At 65.9% G+C, this 20802-nt stretch carries 16 protein-coding genes and 1 tRNA gene; 6 read left to right on the top strand and 11 right to left on the bottom strand.

Annotated features, from left to right (window positions below; genetic code table 11):
- Positions 1 to 135 precede the first annotated feature (135 nt).
- The 3 genes from XI02_RS01510 to XI02_RS01500 all read right to left on the bottom strand — a co-directional run bounded on the left by XI02_RS01510 (position 136) and on the right by XI02_RS01500 (position 4444).
- Positions 136 to 1545 carry an adenylate/guanylate cyclase domain-containing protein gene (locus XI02_RS01510; RefSeq protein ID WP_016847257.1) on the bottom strand — a complete coding sequence of 470 codons (1410 nt, stop codon included), beginning with the start codon at positions 1543 to 1545 and terminating at the stop codon, positions 136 to 138.
- A 41-nt stretch (positions 1546 to 1586) separates the two neighbouring features.
- Positions 1587 to 2972, bottom strand: coding sequence for a cytochrome P450 (locus XI02_RS01505; protein ID WP_172646156.1), 1386 nt, complete (start codon positions 2970 to 2972; stop codon positions 1587 to 1589).
- 83 nt (positions 2973 to 3055) lie between these two features.
- Complete coding sequence (locus XI02_RS01500) at positions 3056 to 4444, bottom strand: hydrolase (RefSeq protein WP_172646157.1); 1389 nt, start codon at positions 4442 to 4444, stop codon at positions 3056 to 3058.
- Between the two features lie 162 nt (positions 4445 to 4606).
- Between XI02_RS01500 and XI02_RS01495 the strand changes: the two genes are divergently transcribed.
- Positions 4607 to 6286, top strand: a complete 1680-nt coding sequence (locus XI02_RS01495; RefSeq protein WP_172646158.1) for an MFS transporter — start codon at positions 4607 to 4609, stop codon at positions 6284 to 6286.
- An 83-nt stretch (positions 6287 to 6369) separates the two neighbouring features.
- Here XI02_RS01495 and XI02_RS01490 read toward each other — a convergent pair whose 3' ends face one another.
- Positions 6370 to 6585 carry a cysteine rich repeat-containing protein gene (locus tag XI02_RS01490; protein ID WP_016842076.1) on the bottom strand — a complete coding sequence of 72 codons (216 nt, stop codon included), beginning with the start codon at positions 6583 to 6585 and terminating at the stop codon, positions 6370 to 6372.
- Between the two features lie 212 nt (positions 6586 to 6797).
- On the opposite strand from XI02_RS01490, the gene XI02_RS01485 reads away from it, so the two are divergent.
- Complete coding sequence (locus tag XI02_RS01485; protein WP_172646159.1) at positions 6798 to 7856, top strand: polysaccharide deacetylase family protein; 1059 nt, start codon at positions 6798 to 6800, stop codon at positions 7854 to 7856.
- A gap of 293 nt (positions 7857 to 8149) precedes the next feature.
- Here the strand turns inward: XI02_RS01485 and XI02_RS44795 are convergent, their stop codons facing one another.
- The 5 genes from XI02_RS44795 to XI02_RS01460 all read right to left on the bottom strand — a co-directional run bounded on the left by XI02_RS44795 (position 8150) and on the right by XI02_RS01460 (position 13873).
- On the bottom strand, positions 8150 to 9196 hold the full coding sequence (locus tag XI02_RS44795; RefSeq protein WP_197971344.1) for a DEAD/DEAH box helicase family protein: 1047 nt from the start codon (positions 9194 to 9196) through the stop codon (positions 8150 to 8152).
- Between the two features lie 579 nt (positions 9197 to 9775).
- Positions 9776 to 9851: transfer RNA gene (locus XI02_RS01475), tRNA-Thr, on the bottom strand.
- 108 nt (positions 9852 to 9959) lie between these two features.
- Complete coding sequence (locus XI02_RS01470) at positions 9960 to 11741, bottom strand: heme biosynthesis protein HemY (RefSeq protein ID WP_172646160.1); 1782 nt, start codon at positions 11739 to 11741, stop codon at positions 9960 to 9962.
- Positions 11742 to 11761: 20 nt separating this feature from the next.
- Positions 11762 to 13021, bottom strand: a complete 1260-nt coding sequence (locus XI02_RS01465) for a COG4223 family protein (protein ID WP_194483356.1) — start codon at positions 13019 to 13021, stop codon at positions 11762 to 11764.
- A 111-nt stretch (positions 13022 to 13132) separates the two neighbouring features.
- On the bottom strand, positions 13133 to 13873 hold the full coding sequence (locus XI02_RS01460) for a uroporphyrinogen-III synthase (RefSeq protein WP_172648975.1): 741 nt from the start codon (positions 13871 to 13873) through the stop codon (positions 13133 to 13135).
- Positions 13874 to 14047: 174 nt separating this feature from the next.
- Here XI02_RS01460 and tsaD point away from each other — a divergent pair, with 174 nt between their 5' ends.
- Together tsaD and XI02_RS01450 are read left to right on the top strand one after the other, a co-directional pair.
- Positions 14048 to 15121, top strand: coding sequence for a tRNA (adenosine(37)-N6)-threonylcarbamoyltransferase complex transferase subunit TsaD (gene tsaD / locus XI02_RS01455; RefSeq protein ID WP_069277211.1), 1074 nt, complete (start codon positions 14048 to 14050; stop codon positions 15119 to 15121).
- Between the two features lie 13 nt (positions 15122 to 15134).
- Positions 15135 to 16112, top strand: a complete 978-nt coding sequence (locus XI02_RS01450) for an NAD(P)H-dependent glycerol-3-phosphate dehydrogenase (protein ID WP_194483355.1) — start codon at positions 15135 to 15137, stop codon at positions 16110 to 16112.
- A gap of 6 nt (positions 16113 to 16118) precedes the next feature.
- On the opposite strand, the gene XI02_RS01445 is transcribed toward XI02_RS01450, so the two are convergent.
- Positions 16119 to 16877: a haloacid dehalogenase type II gene (locus tag XI02_RS01445; RefSeq protein ID WP_172646163.1), complete on the bottom strand. Its 759-nt coding sequence runs from the start codon at positions 16875 to 16877 to the stop codon at positions 16119 to 16121.
- A 231-nt stretch (positions 16878 to 17108) separates the two neighbouring features.
- On the opposite strand from XI02_RS01445, the gene XI02_RS01440 reads away from it, so the two are divergent.
- Together XI02_RS01440 and XI02_RS01435 are read left to right on the top strand one after the other, a co-directional pair.
- Entirely contained in the window at positions 17109 to 18236 is a 1128-nt protein-coding gene (locus XI02_RS01440) for an alpha/beta hydrolase (protein ID WP_172646164.1), read from the top strand.
- A gap of 167 nt (positions 18237 to 18403) precedes the next feature.
- A complete protein-coding gene (locus tag XI02_RS01435) occupies positions 18404 to 18817 on the top strand; it encodes an EVE domain-containing protein (RefSeq protein WP_137484147.1) in 414 nt (137 codons plus the stop codon).
- Between the two features lie 144 nt (positions 18818 to 18961).
- Here XI02_RS01435 and XI02_RS01430 read toward each other — a convergent pair whose 3' ends face one another.
- On the bottom strand, positions 18962 to 20140 hold the full coding sequence (locus XI02_RS01430; RefSeq protein ID WP_016844862.1) for a DNA topoisomerase IB: 1179 nt from the start codon (positions 20138 to 20140) through the stop codon (positions 18962 to 18964).
- Between the last annotated feature and the right edge of the window lie 662 nt (positions 20141 to 20802).

Below are 20802 nucleotides of genomic sequence, written 5' to 3'. Positions count from 1 at the left end.
GATCTATCCGGCTATACGTATTTCCGGATCATGCTCCGTTGAAATCTATATGGCGTGGAAACAGAACCGGTGCAATCCGCGCAGGTTCCCGCTGCGACATTACGTTTCGGCAAGCATTACGTTTCAGCAATATGACTACGGTATCTCGTACACCACGAGCTTGTCGGCAATGCCGCGCAGTGCCGCTTCCTTCTGGATCGGCTTGATCGCGGCGCGATCGAGGATGCCCGCGACCTCCGCCGATTCCATCACCGGCTGGGTCAGATGGATTTCCTGCGAGGTCGACAGGCTCTGCACCCTGGCTGCGATATTCACGGTCTGGCCGAAATAATCCTGCCGCTCGTTCAGCGTCACCGCGAGGCACGGCCCTTCATGGATGCCGATCTTGACGATCAGATCCTCCTTGCCGCGCTCGGTGTTGAGCTGCTTCATCGCCGCCCGCATGCGCAGGCCCGCCGACAATGCATGCTCTGGCCGGATGAAGGTCGCCATCACGGCATCGCCGATCGTCTTCACGACGGCGCCGTGCTCGGAAGCGATGATCTCGAGCAGCGCGTGGAAATGCGCGCGCACCAGATCGAATGCGGCGAGATCGCCGACCCGCTCATAGAGCGCGGTCGAGCCCTTCAGGTCGGTGAACAGGAAGGTCAGCGCGGTGATCTTCAGCCGCTGGTCGACGGTGAGGTTGTCGGCCTTGAACACGTCGCGGAAAGTCTGGTTCGACAGCATCCGCTTCGCGGTGAGGATCGGCTTGCGCTTGCCGAGCAGCTCATGCAGCGCATCGGCGGCGACCCACACCGCGGGCAGCACGCGGGTGTCGGTCTGGTTGTCCAGCGACAGCCGGAGCGGCCCCGGCCGCAGCACCGTGGTGCCGGTCGGCGCCTGCAGCTTGTTGAACACGATCGAGAACTGCTGGCGCTCGGTGGTCGGCTCACCCTGCACGTCGAAGAAATGCGCCGAGTGCGTCACCGGCTCGAACACGATCAGGAACTGCTTCGGCAACTGCAGCGATAGCAACGCCTTTTCGCCGGCCGGCAATTCCAGCGATTCCAGCGTCACCTCCTTGAGCAGGCGCTCCAGCGAGTCCTCGTTGAGCTCGATGCCCGAGCTCCAGAACATCTGGCGGACATATTCCCAGATCGGCAGCGTATTCGGATCATGCGCGCCGATGCGGCGCACGCGCGGACTGACGGTGAAGGCGACCTCGACCAGATCGTCGACGGACGCTTCGTATCCGGCCGCGCACAGCGCGCAGTTGTAGTCGTCATGGCGCAACGACTTCAGCGTCGAATGCGCATCGAGCACGCCGCCGCAACCCGGGCACAGCACATTCCAGCTCATGTCGAACAGGCCGAGCCGCGACGCATGCAGGAAGCCGGAGATCACCTTCTCCTGGTCGAGCCCGGTCCGGTTCGAGAAATCCAGCAGATTGATGCGGTTGAGATCCCGGTCATGACCGTCCGCGATCAGCTGCTGCATGGCATCGACGACGGCCGGATCGGTCGTCTGCCTGAGGACTGCGAAATGGGCCTGCGTATCGCTCATGGTGAGCCCTTAAGTGAGCATTGGGACACCGCCGCGCAAGATCAGCGCGGCTTGATCGTAAACACCGGCGAGCGGTTCGGCTGTGTCGTCACCACGCCGATCGGCAGCACCGGATCCTTGTCCGCCAGCGCGACGCGGAATGCGCCGACAATCTTCGCAAGCGCGAGCGTCGCCTCGACCAGCGCAAAATGCGCACCGATGCAGACCCGCGCGCCGACCCCGAACGGCAGATAGGCGAATCGATCGGGCGGCGTTCCTGTCATGAACCGCGCCGGCACGAACGCGTTCGGATCGCGCCACAGCTTCTCATGCCGGTGCAACAGCCACGGCGCGATCAGGATTACGTCATGCTTCCTGACCGGACGGCCCGCGATGGTGTCGGGACCGCCTGCCGCACGCGCGATCAGGAACGCCGGCGGATAAAGCCGCATCGTTTCGTCGATCACCGCGCGGGTGAATTTCAGCCGCTCGATGTCGAGCGCGCCAGACGTCGCCGCGCTCCTGACTTCTGCTGCCAGTTGTTCCTGGGTCAGGGGATCGAGCGCCAGCAGATAGAGCGCCCAGAACAATGCGGTCGCAGTCGTCTCGTGGCCGGCCAGGATCATGGTGGCGACCTGGTCGCCGAGTTGGGCGTCGGTGAAGGCATCGCCGGTTTTAGGATCGCGCGCGGCGCCCATCAGGTCGAACAGATCGCGGGCCGGCGCGTTATCATCCTTGCCGGCCGCACGTCGCTCGGCCATCAGCATGCCGACGAACGCGGTCCAGCGCTTGCGGAAGCGGGCGCGCCGGAAATCCTGCGGCGTCGGCCAGTTCAACGGCAGCACCAGATCGAGCATGTGCGGCCGCGCCAGCGTGTCGCCATACTCCATCACGAATTCGCGCAGCGCGGCGCCGTGGCGATCCATGCCGAACGAGAACATGGTGCGGCCGGCGATCTCCAGCGTCATGCGTTGCATCGCCTCGCGCAGATCGACCCGGCCGCCGCTCGCGGACTTCAGCTTGGCGATGGTCTCGTCGACCGCCGCAATCATGTAAGGCACCAGCGTCGTCACCGCGCGCGGCGTGAACGCCGGCGCCAGCGTACGGCGCTGATGTTTCCACGCACGCCCTTCGGCGATCAACAGCCCCTCGCCCAGCATCGGACGGAGCACGCGAAGGCCGGCCGGCGTGCGGGTGTAGTTCTCGTAATTGTCGACCAGCACATGGCGGATCGCATCCGGCGTGTTGAGGATGAAGCTCGAATGGCCGAGAAAACGGCCCTGGACGATGTCGTCCTCATAGGCGCGCTGGCCCCAGGTCTCGATCGGCGAGTTGCGCATCACCCGCATGCGCGCGAACGCGCCCATGTCGTCCGGCGCGCGCGGCGGGGCCGGCGGGACCAGGGGACGCCGCGTGACCGTGATATCGCAGACTTCGGCTATGCTCATGGTCCTCGCTTCCTGCCTCACGCGACGGCCGATCCGGCCTTGCGATCCCGGCGCCAAGAAGGCGCGCGGACCCTTCACCAGACCTAATAAGTCAGCTCGGCGACCGCAATCCGATTTTCCGATGCCGGCCAGGCCCGCATCATAATGCGTTCCCCGTTGAAGATCGCGGCGACCGGGCGGCCGACATCGTCCGCGGCGAGCCGCAGCGTCGTCACCGAATCCGTCGGCACGCCTGGCTTTACGTCGGCCGGCTCCTTGCCGTCGAACAGCACGATATCGCGCGGCAGACCGAAATAGCCGCGCGGCCGCGACATCAGCACGACCGCACCTGCGCCGGCATCGGCCGGCCCCAGCGGCCGCGCCGCACGCAGATGCACGATCTCGGACGAGCGCGGAAACGGCGAGCGATAGATGTGCGTCGTTGCCGTACCAGGTGACGTCAGCACGAATTCGAGCGGCCACGACGGATCGACCTGCGCCGGACCCCAGCGGCCGTCGGCGCCGGTCTGCGAGCTGTGCAGCGGGCCGCCGATGCGCTCGCCGGTCTCCGCCGCGACGTGATAGATGTCGACCGTGGCGCCCGGCACCGGCCGGTTGGTCGGCACGCCGCCGGGCATGCCTGTGACGAGGCCGCTCAGCCTCACCGCCGTCTCCGGCACGATCCCGATCCGCGACGGCTCGTGCCGTGCGATGAATTTGTAGATCTCGCGAAAGGCGCGCGGATGAAAGGCGGTCTCGCGATGATCGACCGCGCCGAGCACCAGATTGGTCGCGCCCTTCAGGGCCGGGCCTTCCGTCGTGACGTTGGTCGGCGTGCCCGGCTTGCCGACGAAGCGGCCGTCGGCTTGCGCATATTTGTCGAGGCCGTCGCTGCGCAGCGTCAGGAACAGGGTGCCAACAGTCACTTCGTTGTCGCCCTCGTTTAGTCCGCGCAGGAACGGACCACGCCCGTTGAACTCGTTGCCGAGCCCGTCGTCCCACGCATACACACCGTGATTGGGCGTGCCGCACAGCACCGCGTGGCTGACGTCGCCGCCACCGTTCTTGATGTAATTGCGGATCGCATTGCCGCCGCGCGAACTGCCGACCAGGGCGACCCGCGGCGCGCCGGTCGTCTGCTTCAGCTCCCTGATCGCCTCGGCGAGCTCGCGGCGCTGGTCCTCGGTCGAGGAGCGGCTCGCCTGCTCGATCTTGTCGTCACTGCGCGCCAGCGGATCGGTGAAATTGATCGCCGCCATGCGCTCGCGCGGCACCCCGTTGCATTCCATCCGCCACAGCGTCGTCATCCAGAGCGCGGCGTGATCGCCATTGCCGTGCACGAACAGGATCGGCGGGGTGTCACCGGCGGGCGCCGGCTGAGCCGAGGCCGACTGCGCCAAGACCGATTGAGCCGAGGCCGGGGCGCCGAGGCGGCCGGCCAGCAGGGACAGGGCGCCGGCCCCTTGCAAGATTCTCCGCCGCGACAACGCCATTGGCCCCCCTCCCCAAGCCTTCCTCAGGTCTTTCAGTGCTTTAGCTGTGTCCTACCCCCGCCAAGGATACCGTAATCGCTGGACAGGACACGCGTTTCGCGGGCATCAGATGGTGCAGCCGGAATCATCCAACAAGCCATAGCAGGCCAACCGGAACTGGATATGACCGAACCGCGTGATCGCTCCGACAGTATCACTGCACCGTTGCGGCATTCAATCTTCAGGCGAATCTGGCTCGCGAGCCTGCTCTCCAATCTCGGCATCCTGATCCAGGGCGTCGGCGCCGCCTGGGCGATGACGCAGATGACCGCGGAGGCCGACAAGGTCGCGCTGGTGCAGACCGCCTTGATGCTGCCGGTGATGCTGATCTCGATGCCGGCCGGGGCCATCGCCGACATGCACGACCGCCGAATCGTCGCGCTGGTGTCGCTGGCGATTGCGCTGACCGGCGCCACCATCCTGACCGTGCTGGCCTGGCTCAATCTGGTAACGCCGAACATCCTGCTCGCGCTGTGCTTCGTCGTCGGCAGCGGCATGGCGCTGTTCGGCCCGGCCTGGCAATCCTCGGTCAGCGAGCAGGTGCCGCCGGAGACGCTGCCCGCCGCGGTCGCGCTCAACGGCATCAGCTACAACATCGCACGCAGCTTCGGTCCGGCGATCGGCGGCATCGTGGTGGCGTCCGCGGGCGCCGTCGCGGCCTTCGCCGCCAATGCCGTGCTGTATCTGCCGCTGCTCGTCGTGCTGTTCCTGTGGAATCGCGTCAGCGAGCCGTCGCGGCTGCCGCGCGAGCGGCTGAACCGCGCCATCGTCTCCGGCGTGCGCTACATCACCAATTCGCCGTCGATCAAGATCGTGCTGACCCGCACCATGGTGACCGGCATCATCGGCGGCTCGGTCTCGGCGCTGATGCCGCTGGTGGCGCGCGACCTCCTGCATGGCGGCGCGCAGACCTACGGCATCATGCTCGGCGCCTTCGGCATGGGCGCGGTGATCGGCGCGCTCAATATCAGCGAGATCCGCAGCCGGCTCAGCGGCGAAGCCGCGATACGCGTCTGTGCGCTGACGATGGGCGCGGCGATCGCCGCGGTTGCCGTGAGCAAGCAGCCGGTGATCACCGCCGCCGCGCTGGTGGTTGCCGGAGCGGTGTGGATGCTGGCGATCGCGCTGTTCAACATCGGCGTGCAGCTCTCCGCGCCGCGCTGGGTCGCGGGACGTTCGCTTGCCGCCTTCCAGGCCGCGATCGCCGGCGGCATCGCGATCGGCAGCTGGTGCTGGGGCCGCATCACGGACGCGGGCGGCGTCGAGACGGCGCTGCTGATTTCCGCCGGTCTGATGCTGCTGTCGCCGCTGCTCGGCATCTGGCTCAGGATGCCGCCGATCGGCGCGCGCAACGAGGACGCGACGGATGCGCTGGCCGACCCCGAGGTGCGGCTGCAATTGAGCGGGCGCAGCGGGCCGCTGGTGGTCGAGATCGAATACCGGGTGGCGCAGGACAATGCCCGCGCCTTCCACAATGTGATGCAGGACGTGCAGCTCAGCCGCCAGCGCAACGGCGCCTATGGCTGGTCGATCGCGCGCGACATCGCCGATCCCGAGTTATGGACCGAGCGCTATCATTGCCCGACCTGGCTCGATTTCCTGCGCCAGCGCAACCGCGCCACGCAGATCGAGCGCGAACTGCATCAGAAGGCCGCCGACTTCCATATCGGCGCCGAGCCGATCCGCGTGCGGCGGATGCTGGAGCGTCCGTTCGGATCGGTGCGCTGGAAGGACGAGACCCCCGACCGCGCCGCCAAGGAGGTGATTCCGGTGGTCGCGACCGCAGCGGGGAGCAGTACGTAGACGCTGGTATCATTCCCCGATGCGCAGTCGCGCATCTGAGGTTCGATGCTTTCGCATCGCCCCGGAATGCCGATGGCCAGAAATCACTGCCCGTGATCGGCGAGCGTCTGCTGGCAGGCCTTGCTGAGGCGGCTGCGATGCTCTTTCAGGCACGCGAGCACAACCTGATCGCCCTCGCTGAGATGGGCGCGGCAGAACCGCGAGGCATCGCGTGAACAGGCATCGCGCCCCTGCTGCTGCGCCGAGGCGGCCGACGTCAACAAAACCAGCGGAACGACGGCAAACAGAAATCGGGTCATCTCTCAAAGCCTCTAACCAATACGACGCCGGTTCTATAGCGTTTCCTTGCCGCGAAGAAGCTTGAAACCGACTGTGACGGTCATCACGCATGGGTAAGGTCCGCTTTTTCTTGTCCTTCCGGCGCCTTGTTGGGATCGCGTTAAGACCTTGTTGGCATTAATCGCTCGTTACGGCTGTGGCGTATCCTTAAGTTCCGAGAGAGTGTGTAGCGATGCGTAGTGCGTTGGGCCTGATGCTGGCCAGTGTTGTAACGGCGATCATGATCGCCGGCGTGTGGTTCTGGACCTCCTCGCCGCGTGCCGACGCGGCTCCTCCGCAAACCACGGCTGCGGCCAAGGCCGATCCGATGCCTGCGGCGGCAAAACAGGCCGCCAGGGACGATGTCGAGACGACCGCCGCGCTGTCGAAGCGCGCCGATGCCACCCAGGCCGCGGCACCGGCCGCCACCCCTGCCCCGGCGCCGGTGCCTGCCCCCGTCGCGGCCACGCCCAAATGCGCCAACCCCGATGCGCTCGGCATCAGCCGCACCGTCGTAGTCGACACCAATGGCGGCCCGGGCTTCGGTTTCCTGCAGTACAAGCAGTATGACTTCCTGACCGACAAGGAGGTCGTGCTGACCTTCGACGACGGTCCGTGGCCGACCACGCCGGCCGTGCTCAAGGCGCTGGCCGACGAATGCACCAAGGCGGTGTTCTTCCCGATCGGCCTGCACACCACCTATCACCCGGACATCCTCCGCCAGGTTGCCGCCGCCGGCCACACCATCGGCGCCCATACCTGGTCGCATGCGCATCTCGCCAGCAAGAAGCTGACCGAGCAGCAGGCCAAGGACGAGATCGAGAAGGGTTTTAGCGCGGTAAAGCTGGCGCTGGGCGCCAACCCGGCCCCGTTCTTCCGCTTCCCGGCGCTGGCGCACACCCCGGCGACGACCGCCTATCTCGGCACCCGCAACATCGCGATGTTCTCGGTCGACGTCGACTCCAACGACTTCAAGTCCAAGAGCGCGGACGAGGTGATCAACAACGTGATGACCAAGCTCGACAAGGAGCACAAGGGCATCATCCTGATGCACGACCTGCAGAAGCACACCGCGCAGGCGCTGCCGACGCTGCTCCGCAAGCTCAAGGCCGGCGGCTACAAGGTGGTCTGGATGAAGGCCAAGACCCAGCTCGAGACGCTGCCCGAATACGACGCGATGATGGTGAAGACCGAGAAGCCAATCGCAACGGGCCGGCCGATCGGCAACGTCGTGCAGACGGTCGCCGAGTAACGCAGCGAACGCACGCAACACGCTCGACGCAAAGCGCCCCTGGACCGGTCCAGGGGCGCTTTCGCTTTCCGATCGCAGCCCGGCGGCGGCTCCCGCCAAAAAATATCGAAAACAACCCCATGCAAAGGAGCCGGCAGGTGCCGGGCTACCAGTAAATTCCGTGGCGATGCAGCTCCGATCTGCCGATCGCAAGCGGGCAGCGATCACCGATCGCGCCCATCGAATGTTATGGAATTTTGTTGAGCTTTAGGTCCGAGCATCTTAGGAGGACTCAGCGACAGAGCTGCCCGGCATCACATCGGGTCGGCCGCATCGAACACTCCTTTGGTCCGGCACGCTTCGAGAAAGGGCATTTTCAAGAAATTGGCTTCAGCCAATGGATTCTTCAACGTTTGCCTGGCGAGGGTCCGCAGAAAATCGTCCGGCGATTTGCCCTCTTCTTTCCACTCATCCAAGACCTGGGTGATCCAGTACTTGCTCTCATTTTCGCCGAGAATCTTGGCCCTGAGCCGATCGCTCAGATCATTGTAGGCCGCTGGAATGTCGGCATAACGAACTAGCTGTGTGGCTGTATCGTTGGCGCAAGCGCTCTCGATGTCGTTGTTAGCCTGGTACCAGCTCTTAAACTGATCGATTTCCTGCGACGACAGCAACGCGAATAGTTGATAAATCGCTTTAACCTCTTCACGCAGAGCGATACGGTCGACCAGGAACAATGTCTTTTCGGCATAGCTCGCGCGCATCAAGGCATCGACCATGGCAATGCAAGTACGCGTCTTGCCTGTGCCGGTGGCCATCACTAGCAGGAAATTGCGCTTCTTCTGCTCGATGCCTTCGAGCACCGAGCGAATGGCCCGGATCTGATAATCGCGCCCTGCAATCGAGGTATTGATGAACTCTTGCGTCAGCGGCTTACGGTTTCGACGGATGTAGGCGAAGCGTTCCAAATCGTCGCGCGAAGGAAAGCCAACGACTTTCCGCGGCGGGGCGTTTTCTAGATCCCAGAAATAGATCTCGAGGCCGTTTGTGTAGAAGCAGAACGGCAGCTCACCGCCCACCTGTTTTTGGATGTTGTAGGAGTACTGCTTGGCTTGCTCACGGCCTATGGCCGCATCCCGGCTTGATTTTTTGGCTTCGACGACAGCCAACGGCCTGCCGTCTTTCCCCAGCAGGACGTAATCGCTGAATTGATGACCATTAAATAGGGCGCGCGGTCCAGCGAGTTCGATGAGAATATCGAACTCTTTGGCGACCTGCGTAGGGTCATTGACGTTCCAGCCGGACAGGGCAAGCTGCTGATCAATTATTTCTGACCGCGTTTGTGCCTCAGATTTCGTCATCCTTTACTTCACCCCCACGCGGATGAGTAGCACCTAGCCGAGCGGTCATCCAGCAGGAGTAAAAGCTCATAGGGCAATCAAACGCACTCGCCCGCGCTGCAGCCGATGTTTCGTAAGGCACCGGCCGAGGTGCCGCGCCGGCCCACCTCAGTTGAGCGAGAGAGATTCAAAACCGGCCCCGTATGAGGGCTTTGTTTTCCGCGAACTGCCGTACCGTGCCAATTTCCGGCGTTCTAGGATTCGGAGAAAAATGCATTCTCCAGGCCCATCCACGGCTCATTTTTAGTACGGCCCACATTCTCCAGCGCGAGAAAATGCACGAAAACGGCCGAGTTTTCGGGCCTGTCTCCGTTTCGAGGTACGAAATGCCGGCGCGCGGTGGCGGAGCGACGCGGATTCGAACTCTCGGTACAGTTTACCATCGAGACCGAGCGGGCCCTCCGGGCGCGGACATTCGAACCTGTAACCCGCGCGTAACCACGGTGCTCGAGAGAGCACAATCGCAAGGCCTGATTGGGTATCAAAAAGGGCAGGAAATGCGTCTTGCTGCCCGGAAAGCACTCGAGCCGATTAGAAGGATGGTGCCGCAAGAGGGACTCGAACCCCCGACCCCGTCATTACGAATGACGCGCTCTACCAACTGAGCTATTGCGGCGAACCGTTCGGCAACGGCCGGATCACGCGGCCACCTGATATCGGGCATGACCCCGATTGGCAAGGACAACGCGGTTATCGAAACATACAGCCGTTACCTAACCGCGAATTAGCTTCCCAAACGCGACAGAAATCCGCGCCAACCGCCCACCTGGGCCTTGGGCGGGCCGATTTGTTCCGCAAATTCATCGACCGGGCCGTCCTCGTCGACCCCGGGGTCGTCAGGGGCCCGGATGATCGGGATCACGGCCGGAATCGGCGCCGGCGCGGCCTTGGGCAGGTCGGGCCGGGATCGGAACAAGGGAGCGGGCGTCGGGGGCGCCGATTCGGCGGCCGGAGGGGGAGCCGGTTCCGGCGCGGCGGGTTCGGCCGGGCCTGGAGCAGGCTCGGCCTCGATGGCCGCCGGCAGCGGGGCGTTGTCCTGCACCGTCGGCGCGGCCGGCTCCAAGGGCTTGACCTCGACTGGCTTCACCTCGGCCGGCTTCACCTCGACCGGCTCGGCCGGCTTGGCGTCCGCCGGCTCACTGGCGAGTTCCCTTGGCGGTTCGACCCGGCGCGGCGCCAGCATCGCCTCCTCGAAGGGCGACGGCTCGATCGCATGGCCCTTGTCGGACGGCAGCGCCGCCACCGGGGTCTGCCACTGGAAGGCATCGAGCCGGCCGGTGACCGGCGACACCGGGCGCCAGCGGTCCGAGACATAGCCGTCGGCGGTCCAGACCGGATCGTGCAGCGCGCGCACCGCGCGCAACGTCCAGGCCCGCGCCCGGCCGCTGTCGCCATGCTCGGTGCGCTCGATCTCGGCCATCAACAGCGCGACGCGCTGCGTCGGCGCCGCGACAAACGGCTCCAGCGCGGCGCGCGCCTTGGCGAACTCGGCGGCGTCGATCGCGGCGCGCGCGATCGCCAGCGCGCCCTCGATATGGCCCGGCGATTTCGCCGCCAGCGTCTCGACCCGCACCAGGCGCTGGCGCGCGGAATCGCCGAGCCGCACGTGCGAATAGGCGTCGGCGAGATCGGGATGCGGCTGCGCCAGCCACGCCGTCTCGACGATGCGCATCGCGCGACGCACCTGATGCGCCTCGCTCTCGAACTTCGCCGCGAGCACGGCGGCCGGGATCAGCGTCGGCGCCAGCTTGACCGCCTCCATCGCGCTCGCGCGCGACAGGTCGCGATCGACGGTCTCGAACTCCAGCGCCCGCGCCGTCAGCAGCACGCCGCGCTGCCGCCGATAGGTCGCCTTGTCGATCAATCCGGCGCTCTGGTTGTTGTCGATGATCGACAGCGCGCCGGCCCAATCGCCCTTGGCGCAGCAGAAGCCGAGCACCGCATGCGAGGCCCATGACGACGACGGCGACATCTTCAGCGCTTCCTCGGCGATCATCACGGCCGCAACCGGATCGTCGGCGCGCTGCGCCTCGATGAACAGACCGCGCAAGCCAAGCAGCCGCGTGTCCGCGCGCTCGGCCATGGCGCGGAAGGCGCGCTGCGCGCCGTCGCGATCGCCGTCGAGCTGCGCCGATTGCGCGTGCAGCAGCAGCGCCAGCGGATCGTTTGCGGCGTGGCGCCGCGCCACTTCGGCATGCGCGCGGGCGCCTGCGGAATCGCCATGCCCGATCGCGAGCAGGCCTTGCGTGATGGCGTGGCGGCCGCGGGCGTGGCGCCGCTCGCGCCGGCCACGGCGGAGGTGGCTCGGGATCTTCCAGAGCCCGCGCAGGATCACGCCGGCGACCATCGCGACGACGACGACGAGTCCGAGCAGGTACATCGGCTGCTTGGACGTCAGCCGCAAACCGCCCCAATTCAGCACGAGATCGCCGGGCTGATCGGCCATCCAGGCCGCACCCGCTGCAGCGAGCGCGATCAGCAGCAGGAACAGAATGATCCGGATCATCAAAGACCTATTGCAAAGACTTACTGGTTGACCGTGGCGAGCGCCGCCATGGCGTTGTCGGCAAATTTACGCGACGCGTCGAGCGCGGCGCGGCGCGCGTCCACCTTGGCGAGCCAGGCCTGCGCCGCCGTGCGATCCGCCGGCGGCAGCGACTTCAATTCACGCTCGGTCAATGCGAGGTCATTATGCAGGGCGGCCGATGTCACGCGCGCGACGATGCTGCCGCGATCGGTCCCCGTGCCGTCGGTCCGCTCGATCTGGATCAGCGTGGAAGCCCCCGCCTTCAGACGATCGACCAGCCCGGCATTCGCCGTCGCAGCTTCAGGCGGAGGCGGCGCAAGTTTCGGCACGATCTCGATCAGCTCGCGGCACAGCGCGTTCGGGTTCGGCACGCCCGACGTCGCAAACGTCGCGAGCGGCTTCAGCACCTCGGCATCATCCGACAGCGCTTTCGCAGCCTCGAGCGCGGAGGCATAGGGATCGCCGTGACGCACCGCGACGTCGAGCAGCGATGCCGCGACGACGCGGCGCAGCGGCACATCGTCGGCCTTCGCCTCGGCCTTGGTGTCGGCGATCTTGCCGTCCTGCCTCGCGATCGCGGCGCCCTGCGCCTTCACTGCGTTCTCGACCTTGTCGATGCGCGCCGTGATGCCGGAGATATCGGCCGCAGCCGCGCCATCGCGCGGCGCGGCTTTCGCGTCATTGACCGCCGCCGCAAGCTTGTCGGATTGCGCCCGCGTCGCGGCGAGCTCGGTGCGCAGCGCGGCGATCGATTTGTCGAGCGCCTCCAGCCGCGCCGTCGCCGCGGGATCTGCGGCCGCCGCGACCGGCCTGCCGGCTTTCGATTCCAGCGCACTCAGGCGCGTGCCGAGCTCGTCGATGGCGGCACTGGGTTGCGGCGCCGAGACCGGCTGCACGACGGGCCAGCCGAGCAGCCAGCCAACCCCGATCACCAGCGCCGCCGCGACGGCGCCGGATATCGGAGCCACCACCCAAGGCGACACCGGCCGCGCCGGTTCGGCGTCCGGCGCCGCGGAGGCGGCCTCGGGCTGCGGCTCCGCTTGCGGTGCGGCGTCGCCTTGGGGCTCGGCCCCAGCCGTCGCCGCGTCCGCAGACGCCTTGCCAGCATTCTCGTCAGCCTCCCTGGCGGCTTCCTCGGCCCCCTCCGTCTTTGGCGGTTCGCTGGAGATTTCGGTCGCCTGAAGATCGATGGTCGGCGGCGCGCGCTTGGGCCGGGAATCCGGCGAAGATCCTGGGTCGTCTGGCCTTTCTTCAGCCATCGCGGGGGTCCTCAAAACTACTGGCCGCATACTCTACCAGAATCGGCCCAAGTTCTTAGAGCACGATCCGAATAACCGAGCATTGCCTAACATCATGGTCAGACGAAAGAATTATTCCGGTCTCGGCCGCAGGGCGCGGCTGAGCGCCTCCAGCAGGGCATTTTCGTCCGGCCGCGCCGCCACCACCACCTTGGTCGCGCCGGCGTCATGGAGCACCGCGGCGACGGCCGCCGAGATGCAGCATTGCGGCAAGGCGAGCGCTGAAATCTCGATCCCGTCGGCGCGGATCGTGTCCAGGAAGGCCTGCGCGCTGCGGCGGGAATAGTGCAGCACCGCGGTGATCCGGTTCGCCATGAAGGCGTCGCTGACCTCCCTCGGGAAGCCGGCCACCGGCGCCATCCGATAGGTGGTGTGGGTGACGACGCTGAGCCCGCGCTCGCCGAGCTCGCCCGCAAGATCGCGCGACAGGTCGGCGCCGGCGAGATAGAGCAGCGTCGCAGACGCCGGCAGTTCGCCGGCCTCGACCCGTGCGAGCACGAGATCGCGCAGCGAGACTGCATCGCCCTTCGCCACGATCACCTTGTCGAAGCCCGCGGCGCGCGCCGCATCGGCGGTGTGTGCCCCGACCGCGAACAGCGGCAGCCGCAACAGCGGGCTAGCAGCAAGGTCGACCGCGCGCAGCGCATTAGCGCTGGTCAGGATGACGGCATCATAATCCGCATCGTCGTCGACGCGGAACGGCACCGGCTCGAAGCGCAGCACCGGCGCCGACAGGGCGTCGAAGCCGCGCTGGCGCAGCGTCGCGAGGGTCGCGTCATTATCCGGATGCGGTCGTGTGACAAGGATTGTCAGGGTTTCAGGCCTCCAGCCGTATAAATTGGACGTTGGCGACCGATTGCACTTTAAGACCTCGCAATGCTACCCCGGAGCGGACATTTTGATGAGCATCATCTTGCCGGAAACCGGTTCCGGCCTGTCCGGATCATGCTCGTAGCACAAGGACCGAAATTGGGACACGAACCGCCGATGCTGGTGCTGGGGATCGAGACCACCTGCGATGAAACCGCGGCCGCCGTGATCGAGCGCCAGGCCGACGGGCAGGCGAAAATCCTCTCCAACGTGGTGCGCTCGCAGACCGACGAGCACGCCCGCTTCGGCGGCGTGGTGCCGGAGATCGCGGCGCGCGCCCATGTCGACCTGCTCGACGGCATCGTCGCCTCCGCGATGAAGGAGGCCGGCGTCGGCTACGGACAATTGTCGGCGGTCGCGGCAGCCGCGGGCCCCGGCCTGATCGGCGGCGTGATCGTCGGTCTCACCACCGCGAAGGCGATCGCGATGGTGCACGATACGCCGCTGATCGCGGTGAACCATCTCGAGGCGCACGCGCTGACGCCGCGGCTGACCTGCGCGCTGGCGTTTCCCTACTGCCTGTTCCTGGCCTCGGGCGGACACACCCAGATCGTCGCCGTGGTCGGCGTCGGTGAATATGTGCGGCTCGGCACCACGGTCGACGACGCGATGGGCGAGGCGTTCGACAAGGTGGCGAAGATGCTGTCGCTGCCCTATCCCGGCGGGCCGGAGGTCGAGCGCGCGGCGGCCGGCGGCGACCCGACGCGGTTTGCCTTTCCCCGCCCGATGCTCGGCCGCCCCGATGCGAATTTCTCGCTCTCGGGACTGAAGACGGCGGTGCGCAATGCAGCCAGCCGGCTGGAGCCGCTCGAGCCGCAGGACGTCAGCGATCTCTGCGCGAGCTTCCAGGCCGCGGTGCTGGAATCGACCGCGGACCGCTTGAGCGTCGGCCTAAAGCTGTTTCAGGAGCGGTTCGGCACGCCGCGCGCGCTGGTCGCGGCCGGGGGCGTCGCCGCCAACCATGCCATCCGCAGCGCGCTGCAGGAGGTTGCGGCGAAGGCGCAGACCACGCTGATCATCCCGCCGCCGGCGCTCTGCACCGACAATGGCGCGATGATCGCCTGGGCCGGCGCCGAGCGGATGGCGCTCGGCCTCACCGACACGATGGAGGCGCCGCCGCGCGCGCGCTGGCTGCTCGACGCCAACGCCAAGGCGCCGGCCGGCTACGCCAACAGCCGCGCCGGATATTGAACTGAGAGTTCCGATGCGCGCGCATATGTCAGTCAGCGTGATCGGTGCCGGCGCCTGGGGCACGGCATTGGCCGATGTCGCGGCGCGCGCCGGGCGCAAGGTGACGCTGTATGCGCGCAATGCCGAGCATGCCGCGCAGATCCAGGCGACGCGGATCAATCCGCGGCTGGCTGGTGTCCAGCTTCATCCCGGCATCGCCGTGACGTCGGATATCGCCGCCGCGGCACAGGCCGACATCATCCTGGCCGTGACACCGGCGCAGCATTTGCGCGCGGCGGTCGGGCATCTTGCGCCGCATCTCAAACCCGACACGCCTGTCGTCGCCTGCGCCAAGGGCATCGAGCACGGCACGCACAAATTCATGACCGAGGTGATCGCGGAAGCCGCGCCGCGCGCCGTGCCCGCGATCCTGTCGGGGCCGAGCTTTGCCGACGACGTCGCGCGCGGATTGCCGACCGCGGTCACGCTGGCCACCAGGGACGAAGCGCTCGCACGCGCGCTGGTCCAGGCGCTCGGCTCGGCGACCTTCCGGCCCTATCACACCACCGACGTGCGCGGCGTCGAGATCGGCGGCGCGGCCAAGAACGTGCTGGCGATCGCCGCCGGCATCGTGGTCGGCAAGAATCTCGGCGCCTCCGCGCTCGCCGCGCTGACCACACGCGGCTTCAGCGAGCTCGCAAGATTGGGCCGCGCCTGCGGCGCCCGCACCGAAACCCTCTCAGGCCTGTCGGGATTGGGCGACCTGCTGCTCAGCTGCTCGACCGCGCAATCGCGCAACTTCGCGCTCGGGCTCGCGCTCGGACGCGGCGAAGCCGCACCGGTCGGCAAGCTTGCCGAAGGCGCGTTCACCGCACCGGTGCTGTGCGAGCTCGCCGCCGCGCAGAAGGTCGACATGCCGGTGTCAAACGCGGTCGCCGCGATCCTGGGCGACCGGCTGACCGTCGACGCCGCGATCGAAGGCCTGCTGACGCGGCCGTTCAAGGCCGAGTAACGCATGTCACGCGGTCACGAAGGCGACGAGATCGTTCAATCCGGATCCCGTTCCGTCGGGCACAACGCCAAGCTCCTCGACGATCGCATGGCTGCGATTGACCCAGAAGGTTGGGTAGCCGAACCACTTCGCTCCAGCCACATCCCAGCCCGCGAACGCCGCAAAGACGATCTCCTCTTTGCGCAGCCCGAACGCGTCGACACCCATCCGGTAGGCGCGGGCGTCGGGCTTTAAGGCCTGGACCCTGTCGGTCGAGAGGTGAGCCTCGAACAGCCCCTCAAGCCCGGAGTTTCTGATGACGGCATCGAGCATCGGTGCGGTGAGATTGGACAGGAACGCCATGCGGACGCCTGCGTCACAAAGCTGCCGCAGCGCGGGCTCCGCGTCAGGCCACGCCTTGAGCTCCAGATACGTCTGCATCAGACGCTCGCGTTGCTCCGATGACAATTCGATCTTCATTGCTCTGGCTGCGAAGATCAGCGCGTCCTCGGTGACGCGCCAGAAATCGGTGTAGCGGCCGCCAAGGGTCCTGAGCCAGCCATACTCGAACTGCCGAATGCGCCAGGAGGCGCTCAACTCGGCACCCTTGCCTGGAAACATCTCTTCCACCCGCGCGAACACCGGACGCGAATCGATGATCGGGAAGCCGTCGAAGGCGATCGCCTTGAATGACGAGCGCGCCGCGGCGCGCGCCTGGTCCGACAGCACCGCTACGGTAACCGAAGCTGCGGTCAGAGCCGTGAAGGACCGGCGATTCAGAAGCATGTGATGATCTCCTGTAGGCGAGCCACCACCGATGTCACGAAGAAGCGCTTCGGCACAATCGCCGGATTGCGGCAGAGACCATTCCGGAATTCACAGCAATCGAAGTCGGAATAACGGCCCCGCATCGGGGTGGCAGGCCGCCCTTCACGTCCTGAAGACGCTGTACTAGCGTGGCGGCGAACCGTCGGATCCCGGTCGAACCATCGAAAGGCGGATCCCAAGGGAAAACCCATGCGTCAACCGCAACGCGCCATCGTTTCGCTCAGCCTCCTCTCGATCAGCCTTGCACTCGCCGTCGCCACCTCTTGCGCCACCGCCCGCGCCCAGACCGCAGCCTCATATGACGAACTCGCCAAGCGCGAGGCTGCGGCGAACGCCGAAGATGGCAAGCGGGTCGCGCCGCTCAAATCGATCGGCAATCCAACCGCCGACGTGTCTGCCGAGATGCAGGCAATGATCGGCGCGCCCTATCCGCCGCATTTCAATGCCGACCCCAAAACCCCGGCGGAATGGAAGGAGTTGATCGATCGCCGCGCCAAGCTTCTGATCGCGGGTATTCCGGCGCTGAAGGCGAAGCTCGGCGTCAAGGTCGAGGAAACCAGGCTTGCCGGCGTGCACTGCTACATCGTGACCCCGAACAAGATCGCGCTCGAGAACCGGCGACGCCTGCTGATCCACGTCCATGGCGGTGGTTACGTGTTCGGTCCCGGCGAAGCCGCGTTGCCGGAAGCCATCATGATGGCGGGCTTTGGCGGCTTCAAGGTCCTCTCGGTCGACTACCGGATGCCGCCGGACTTCCCCTATCCGGCCGCGATGGACGACGCGATGGCGGTCTGGAAGGAAGTTCTGAAATCGCACGAACACCGCCGGCTGGCGATCTTCGGCACCTCGACCGGCGGGGCGATGACGCTCGCGATGGTGTTGCGGGCGAAGGATGAGAAGCTGCCGCTGCCCGCCGCCATCGCGCCGGGCACGCCATGGTCCGATATCGACAAGATCGGCGACAGCTACGCGAGCAATGAATGGGTCGACAATGTGCTGGTGACCTGGGACGGATGGCTCGGCCGCGCCGCGAAGCTTTATGCAAACGGCACCAGCCTGAAGAATCCCTACATTTCGCCGATCTATGGTGACTTCAAGGGCTTCCCGCCGACCATCCTGACATCGGGCACGCGCGATCTGTTCCTCAGCAACACGGTTCGCACACATCGCAAATTGCGCCGCGCCGGCGTGATCGCCGATCTCAATGTCTATGAGGGGCAGTCGCACGCCCAATACCAGTTCAACGTCGACGCGCCCGAGACGAAGGAGGCGTTCACCGACATCGCCAGGTTCTTCGATCGATATTTGAAACAGTAGGTGCTGCGCTTCTTGATTTGACGCGTTTTCTTCACGCGAACCGGCATCCATCCCGCATCAAGTGCGGGACAGGCTTCGCTTGAAAACGCTTTGGATCGGGTGCCCGTGCTTGTCGCGGGCATCCGCGTCGCTGTAGATTGCAGCGCAATCGAACGGGGTGAGTTGCGATGAATTACTGGCTGGTGAAATCCGAACCGTCGGTCTGGTCCTGGGACCATCAGGTCGCCAAGGGCGCGAAGGGCGAAGCCTGGACCGGCGTGCGCAACTTCACGGCACGGCAGAATCTCGTCAACATGAAGAAGGGCGACAAGGCGTTCTTCTATCATTCCAACGAGGGCAAAGAGATCGTCGGCATCGCCGAGATCATCAAGGAAGCCTATCCCGACCCGACCGACAAGACCGGCAAGTTCGTCTGCGTCGACATCAAGGCCGACAAGCCGCTGAAGACGCCGGTGACGATGGCGGCGATCAAGGCGGACAAGAAGCTCGCCGACATGGCGCTGGTGAAATATTCGCGGCTTTCGGTGCAGCCGGTGACATCAGAGGAATGGAAGTACGTCTGCAAGATGGGCGGGCTGTAGCCGCTGTCGTCCCGGCGAAGGCCGGGACCCATAACCACCGCTGCGCACGATTGGCGCGCGCTGTGGCCACAGCTCGTCTCAACAACCAGCATTTGGGGTAATGGGTCCCGGCCTTCGCCGGGACGACGATGGAGGATGCGGAGCTTACGCCCCCGCCGCCATCACCACCTGCGCCAGCAATTGCTCGCGCTTGGACTGGGTGCGGTAGCCTCCCATCGTCGCGGCGAAGCGTTCGAGGATGCCGTCCTCGAAGGCGGTGACGATGGTGTCGTGGACATAGCTCTTGCGGCAGATCGCCGGTGTATTCGATAGTTGGTCGGCGGCGGCGCGGATCGCGTCCAGCACCTGGCGCTTGCGGCCGCGCTGGCTGGTGGCCGGCGTGATCCGCGACAGCGATTCCACGACGACCGCCGACGCCATCAGGGTGCGGAAATCCTTCAGCGAGATCTTGATGCCGGCGATCTCGCGCAGGAACGCGTTCACCGCCGTGGTCGAGGCGGCGCGGACGACACCGGAGCGGTCGTAGTACTGAAACATGCGCTTGCCCGGGACGCCGCGCAGGATGCCGATCGCACGCACCAGCTTGGCCGCGTCGCATTCCTTGCGCACGGCCTTGCCGCCCTTGGCCTTGAAGGTCAGCACCAGGGAGTCGTCTTCCAGCGTGACGTTGGACTTCAACAGCGTGGTGGCGCCGCGGGTGCCGTTGAGGCGCGCATAGGATTCGTTGCCGGGCCGGATCGCGGTGCGCGCGATCAGCTCGATCACCGCCGACAGCGCGAACTCGCGCGTCGGCTCGTCTCCGGACAGAAACGCCGAGACCTTGCGCCGGATCTTCGGCAGCGCGGCCACCAGCTTGGCCAGGCGATGCGCCTTGCGCTGCTCGCGAACCTTCTCCCAGTCGGCATGATAGCGATATTGCAGCCGGCCCGCGGCATCGCGGCCGACCGCCTGCAGATGCGAGCTCGGATCGCTGGAATAGCGCACCTGGCGATAGGCCGGCGGAACCGCCATCGCGTGCAGCCGGCGGATCGTCCGCGCATCGCGGACCCGCGAGCCATTGGCACGGACGAATGAATAGGTCTTGCCGCGCTTGATGCGGCGGATGGTCAGCTCGTTCTGGTCGCCGAGCCGCAGGCCCAGATCGCGCGCCAGCTCTTCAACCGTTGTTCTGATGGCGGCGGGGGCGTCGAGCTTGAGTGTTGACGGCGATCGCAGCTTTGCGCGTGGCGTCTGCTTTGGCCACTGGCCCAGTGCCTTTGCCAAGGCGACAGCGGGATCGGCGGAAACGGGCCGCACAGCCGCGATATTCTGCTGATCCATCATACTCGCAAGACGCCTTGTTCCGCTGTTCTCCCGGTAATGCCGTTGCTTCGGGCTTCGTTCCGGTGGGCCGTCTGGCCTCGGAAACGCGATTTAGGGCGTCGGCGCCGACATTGCGAGTCGCGAATCAGTTATTGACGGTGCCAAATTACCTTTCATGGGTGCCATTCGCCCGCTAACGTTGATTTTGGGCTGCCCGGGATCGGACAAAATGACGCGAGCGCGGTGCCGGAAACCGGCGCTTGAACGCCGCCCTCGGTCCACCGCGGCCCCCAGGTCGGGTCAGCAACCCTGCCCTTTCGCGCGCTGTCGCCGGGGGCGCGGCTCGAGTTCGGCAGCCACGGGCCGGTCCAACCGCTGGCCGCAACCGAGGATTACGCGGTCACGAACGTATTGACGCAGCTCTCGCCGCAGCGTCCGAAATTCATTCATTTGTGCCTGAAGCCCTCCATCAAAATCGGCGTCAGCGTATCGTCATCGCACGCGACACTGCTGCGGTGGCGGCGAACGGCGCAGAGGACCACACCACTACGACCAAGAGACCAGTGACCCCGAGCAAGCGATGGCGCATAGGTTTCTCTCGTCGACGCGTTGCGGTAAGCCGTCTTGTCAAAAGCGGAAGCCGGCGGACAACCGACGGCTTCGACGCGACGAAAGTGACAGTC

Origin of the sequence: Bradyrhizobium sp. CCBAU 21365, from assembly GCF_015291305.1 — a bacterium.
In the GTDB taxonomy this organism is placed as follows: domain Bacteria; phylum Pseudomonadota; class Alphaproteobacteria; order Rhizobiales; family Xanthobacteraceae; genus Bradyrhizobium; species Bradyrhizobium elkanii.
Note: the sequence above shows the minus strand (reverse complement) of the source record. Positions and strands in the feature narration are given on the sequence as shown.